The sequence below is a fragment of the Acidiplasma cupricumulans genome (assembly GCF_001402935.1).
In the GTDB taxonomy this organism is placed as follows: domain Archaea; phylum Thermoplasmatota; class Thermoplasmata; order Thermoplasmatales; family Thermoplasmataceae; genus Acidiplasma; species Acidiplasma aeolicum.
Map to the genome: position 1 here is coordinate 1 of NZ_LKBH01000206.1, position 4,056 is coordinate 4,056.

6 protein-coding genes and 1 tRNA gene are annotated in these 4,056 nt (G+C 35.5%); all 7 read right to left on the minus strand.

What is annotated here, in order from left to right:
- Nucleotides 1-30: 30 nt before the first annotated feature.
- Nucleotides 31-729, minus strand: coding sequence for an SDR family oxidoreductase (locus tag AOG55_RS06280; RefSeq protein WP_055041045.1), 699 nt, complete (start codon nucleotides 727-729; stop codon nucleotides 31-33).
- A 40-nt stretch (nucleotides 730-769) separates the two neighbouring features.
- A tRNA-Ser gene (locus tag AOG55_RS06285) sits at nucleotides 770-851 on the minus strand.
- A 1-nt stretch (nucleotide 852) separates the two neighbouring features.
- A complete protein-coding gene (locus AOG55_RS09580; protein ID WP_169749806.1) occupies nucleotides 853-1,014 on the minus strand; it encodes a hypothetical protein in 162 nt (53 codons plus the stop codon).
- Nucleotides 1,015-1,067: 53 nt separating this feature from the next.
- The gene (locus tag AOG55_RS06290; RefSeq protein ID WP_048101557.1) at nucleotides 1,068-1,460 is read right to left on the minus strand and encodes an NfeD family protein; all 393 of its coding nucleotides are present in this window, start codon (nucleotides 1,458-1,460) and stop codon (nucleotides 1,068-1,070) included.
- Complete coding sequence (locus AOG55_RS06295; RefSeq protein ID WP_048101556.1) at nucleotides 1,426-2,031, minus strand: hypothetical protein; 606 nt, start codon at nucleotides 2,029-2,031, stop codon at nucleotides 1,426-1,428. Before AOG55_RS06295 ends, AOG55_RS06290 begins: the two co-directional genes overlap by 35 nt.
- Before the next feature lie 48 nt (nucleotides 2,032-2,079).
- On the minus strand, nucleotides 2,080-2,931 hold the full coding sequence (locus AOG55_RS06300; RefSeq protein ID WP_055041046.1) for an OB-fold nucleic acid binding domain-containing protein: 852 nt from the start codon (nucleotides 2,929-2,931) through the stop codon (nucleotides 2,080-2,082).
- 2 nt (nucleotides 2,932-2,933) lie between these two features.
- A complete protein-coding gene (locus tag AOG55_RS06305; protein ID WP_048101554.1) occupies nucleotides 2,934-3,989 on the minus strand; it encodes a replication protein A in 1,056 nt (351 codons plus the stop codon).
- Between the last annotated feature and the right edge of the window lie 67 nt (nucleotides 3,990-4,056).

The following is a 4,056-nucleotide window of genomic DNA, read 5'->3' on the forward strand; positions in this document are numbered from 1 at the left end:
TCTTCCGATCTATCAAACTTTATAAGTGAACTATAAACCTGAACCCACATCAATGTCATGGCCTCCTGCAACCCTTATGACTTCACCTGTAATCATATTATTATGCAAAAGCATATTAATGGCATCAAGCACCCCATCTGGCGGGTATCTACCGGTGGCACCAGCCCTGCCGGAATTTGGGTTATTTTCCTTATCAATAAAACCCGGTGCTATCGAATTAACTCTTATTCCATATTGAATAAGGGAATGTGCAAGATACTTTGTCATAAAATAAACCGCACCCTTGCCTGCTGCATATCCTGGATTTGAATTTAGATAAACATTTTCTGCCGCTGAGAATCCTATGGCAGTTCCTCTGGATTCTTTTAGATAATTAAGCGATGCCTTAATTATATTGAAAAATGTGATCGCATTGTTTTCCAGTGCATCCACAAATTCTTTTACATCATAACTTTCCACAGGTTCCTGAGAAAAGTAATTACCGGAAACATTTATGACAGCATCAAGACCTCCCAGTACATTATATGCCCTATTTATTGCAATTTCCAGCGAATTATAATCTTTTATATCGCATCTGGCATAATTACATTTAAGTTCTTTAGCCAGTTTTATTACAAGCTCACCTCTGGAACATAAAAAAATATTGTGCCCTGATTTTTTAAATTTACGGCTATTGCACTTCCCATGCCCGGTCCAATTCCAGCGATAAAAATATTCATAAAAATCCATTTTAAAACAATATTTAAGATTTTTTTACACGACTAAAAAGCGCGGGGAATGGGATTCGAACCCATGCTCTCTGTTGAGAAACAGCTTAGCAGGCTGCCGCCGTACCTCTGGGCCATCCCCGCATCATGATGGATATCTGTCCTCAAGGTCGTTTGCAATCTGTTCCAATATCTCCTCAAAGCTTTCATTTTCCATGTTAACAACTTCACCGCTGGGCAGTGTCATTTTTACATAGTATATTTCGCCATCCTTGGATATTTCAATTTCGGCAAGAGTTTCTCCCATAATACTGTAATTGATAGCCATATATTATTTTTTTCAAAATTTTCTGTTTATATTTACCTCAAAATATTTTTACCCAATTTTTTAACAAGCAGTTTAACTCCACGCCTATCCTTTATAACAACGTTATCGTATTTTTTAATTACCTCATCACCAATGTTTACTGCCTCCCATGGAACACCATCAACAGTAACCGTACCGGTTTCATTTTTGTTAATTTCAGACTGTGCTATGCCTATTTTATTAATTAACGATTCAGCACCGGTATATCTTCTAGACCTCTGGGATGTTATTATCTTTGCAATGTAATATACTATGATAAATAAAACAAGAAAGAATATAATAAATAATATAATTAAGGTTGCAGGTACAGACCCTGAATTAACTGCTGCAGGGTTAAATGAAAATTTTCCCTCACTGATACATATTTGATGGAGCCTTGTCAGCATCAAGTACCTCACTTATTAATTTTTCTGCATCCTCATCCCTGAGACCTATTGTCTTCTTTAAATAATCCTTTATCTCGTCCCTTGACTTACCCTCATCAGCCATATTTTTTATCATCATGTATGTTCTTTCAATTATCTGTGAATTAAACTGATCCTCGAGATGAAGGGCCTGAACCATTAAATAAAAGGCGGTTAGTATTGCATTTAAACCTGCATTTATCTCATCCTTGGTTAAGGTGTCTGTAACCATATCCTCCCTTGCAACGACCTCCTCGTTTATTCCGTCAAGCATAAATTTAACCATTTCCACACGTTTATTAAGTATTAGCAGAACCCTGTAAACTGTCAATCTCTCCTGGTTATCTATTGTTGCGGTCTCAATGCCTGTTCTGATCAATAAATTTAATGTGTTATCGTCATTAAATGTAAGAAACATTGTAAATGGTATCTTATCATTTTGAAGAACCGTGTATGGCCCAACCTGAGAAACCTTCCATTTCAGGTCTATTAATTTCTGTGCATTATCATCACCATTCTGAAACCATGATAATACTTCATCTTTTGTTGCCATAAATATATAATGTTTTTATTATATTTTAATATTTATGGAGTTATTATTTCATAATGCCTTATATCTTTTCAATGAAACCTCGTATATATCCCCATTTGATCCCAGTAGATTCAGGGTTTCATCCACCTGCTCCTGTGTTATACCCTCATTTTTTGCGGCGATGATTATATCATCATACCTGCATCCCGGGCCGTCATCATTATTTTTTATATAATCAAGTATGAAACCCTCAACATCAGGTATTAATTTTTCCTGTCCGCCTGTTTCTGTTTTTACCACCTCATTTGAGGGCATCTCATAATTTATTGCCGAAATTGCAGAAAGGTATGAATTAAAATCATAATCCTTATAATAATTTTTGGATCTAACTGCGTCCTCTGCCTCCTCCCTTGTATAACCCAATTTTATTAACGTTTCCTCGTTGGCCTCTTCATCCTTGTTAATTTCCCTGATTGCATATATTTTTCTTCTGGCAATATAGAAGCTTCTCTCACCCCAGAAGTATCTTTCTATTTCTGATATTGGCTTAATCATTTCAGGATTAATTGAAAAATAAAATACATTATCCTCTGTTTTAAATGCACTCACCTTTCCCATTATCACAACTGTATCATTTACATTGTATTTATCAACCTCCTCTGCCATATCGCTGTTAAATCCGCTTTTAAAGGCTGTTATGTAAAATGAACCGATATAGTCTGCCAGTGTAATTTTAACCATCTTTTCATCGCTGTTTTTGAACGTTATGCGGCCGGTTATTAACACCCTTTTTACCCTTGTTCCCAGAGGTGTTATTACATACGGTCTTTTATCCTCGCCCTCAAGCACATTTGAATCCTTTAATTCCCTTGAAAATATCCAGTTTGCCTTTTCCCTCTTCTGTCTTTCGATTATAGCCATATTCACACCTCCAGTTCAATTAGGTCCTGCCTTACATCACTGTTCTGTATCTCCTGTATTTTATTAACCCTGAGAGATAATGAATTATCATTCATGACAAAATCCACATTCATCTTGAATGCATGCCCATATAATTTTTCATAAAGTCTATTGTATATATCACCTGCAACTTTTACAATCTCATCCTCACTTATGCCAAGAACAGGCAGTATGGCATTCTTTCCTGCTATTGCCTGAATATGGCCTGTTCCATCATCAACAGTAAAATAGGTAAAAATATCCAGAATGGTTTTGGCATCTGGATGATCAGGACATACACCTGTTGTTAATGGTTTATTGCACACACTGCATCTTTTTATTATCCCGCTCTTGGTTCCAAGTGTGATTACAAAGGCCATTATGTTTATACTCCCGGCGGGATTTTTTATCTCAAATATTCTGTAATTTCTTTCAAGATTTATGTTATACCCCTGAATCTCATTTAATGTTGTTTTATCACTTACAGATATCTCCATCTGGCCATTAAATTCTGATACCCTTGCACCCTTAATGGAGTATATTTTTCCATTCTCAAGGGGTCTTCCAAATGATGAAATTCTAACCTTTGATGTATCATCCTCAATAAAACCGGAGTATAGAATAAATTTGCCTCCTGATTTTTGGTATTCATGTTCTGTTATTCCAGAAACCATACCGGTTACTGAGACAAATGGTGTTTTGGATGAAATATCCTGAAGTTTTACCTCCTTGTATGTATTTTTAACCTCTATGTTTTCTCCTGGTTTTAAAATTACCTCTGTTCTTGAATCAATATAAATTCTCAATCTTCCATTATATTCCTTAACCCTTGCATATTTTATTTCGACAGCATCACCTGCCTTTATCACCTGGGGAAATTCCCAGGCAGTGTATGGGATTACACCCGTATCATCACCAATTAATCCATAATAATATGTGGTTTCACCCCTGGATGTATTTACTGTTCTCTTATCAATGGATAAAATTTTTACAAGGATATCTACTGTTGAGTCCTTTTCACTAATTTCATCAATTTTCATAACATTTCATATATATATTATCTTTATATAATGTTTTTTGATTTTTCAAATTTGCTGCAGCCTAAAT

What these genes read in the sequence shown, in the direction of transcription:
- AOG55_RS09580 (WP_169749806.1), bottom strand. Translation starts at nt 1,014, where the DNA reads ATGGGAGAAACTCTTGCCGAAATTGAAATATCCAAGGATGGCGAAATA.
- AOG55_RS06300 (WP_055041046.1), bottom strand. Translation starts at nt 2,931, where the DNA reads ATGGCTATAATCGAAAGACAGAAGAGGGAAAAGGCAAACTGGATATTT.
- AOG55_RS06290 (WP_048101557.1), bottom strand. Translation starts at nt 1,460, where the DNA reads ATGCTGACAAGGCTCCATCAAATATGTATCAGTGAGGGAAAATTTTCA.
- AOG55_RS06305 (WP_048101554.1), bottom strand. Translation starts at nt 3,989, where the DNA reads ATGAAAATTGATGAAATTAGTGAAAAGGACTCAACAGTAGATATCCTT.
- AOG55_RS06280 (WP_055041045.1), bottom strand. Translation starts at nt 729, where the DNA reads ATGGATTTTTATGAATATTTTTATCGCTGGAATTGGACCGGGCATGGG.
- AOG55_RS06295 (WP_048101556.1), bottom strand. Translation starts at nt 2,031, where the DNA reads ATGGCAACAAAAGATGAAGTATTATCATGGTTTCAGAATGGTGATGAT.